The 641-nt window shown below is 61.5% G+C and carries 1 protein-coding gene; it reads right to left on the bottom strand.

Annotation, left to right across the window (positions count from 1 at the left end):
• Positions 1-632: cbb3-type cytochrome c oxidase subunit I (locus tag A9976_RS11750; RefSeq protein ID WP_183019155.1), on the bottom strand; the 632-nt coding region annotated here is incomplete at its 3' end.
• Between the last annotated feature and the right edge of the window lie 9 nt (positions 633-641).

Genomic DNA, 641 nt, shown 5'->3' with positions numbered 1-641 from the left:
GTCACGATGAAGTTGATGCCCGACAGCGTCGTGCCCAGCCCCGATATCTGCAATGACCAGATGTAGTAGTCCACACCCACGGTCGGACTGTATTGCAGCCCTGACAAGGGGGGATACGCGACCCAGCCCGTGGCGGCGAAGTCGCCCACGAACATCGAGATCATGACCAGGACCGCGCCCACCGCCGACAGCCAGAAGCCCAGCGAGTTCACTAGCGGATAGGCCACGTCGCGCGCGCCGATCTGCAGCGGCACGACCACGTTCATCAGCCCCAGGATCAGGGGCGTGGCCACGAAGAAGATCATGATGACGCCGTGCGCCGTGAAGATCTGGTCGTAGTGGTGCGGCGGCAGATAGCCGGCGGCGTCGCCAACGGCCATCGCCTGCTGGGCGCGCATCATGATGGCGTCGGCAAAACCGCGCAGCAGCATGATCAGCGCCAGGATCACATACATGATCCCGATCTTCTTGTGGTCGATGCTGGTGAACCATTCGTGCCACAGGTAGCCCCATTTCTTGTAGTAGGTGATGGAGCCCAGCACGACGATGCCGCCCACTGCCACCATGAAGAACGTGGCAAGCAGGATGGGTTCGTGAAAGGGGATGGCGTCCCAGGTCAGTCGACCGAAGATCAGCTTGAT

The organism is Delftia sp. UME58, assembly GCF_014170385.1.
Taxonomy (GTDB): Bacteria; Pseudomonadota; Gammaproteobacteria; order Burkholderiales; family Burkholderiaceae_C; genus Comamonas; species Comamonas acidovorans.
The sequence above is the reverse complement of the archived record's forward strand: the minus strand, read 5'-3'. Positions and strand labels throughout refer to the sequence as shown.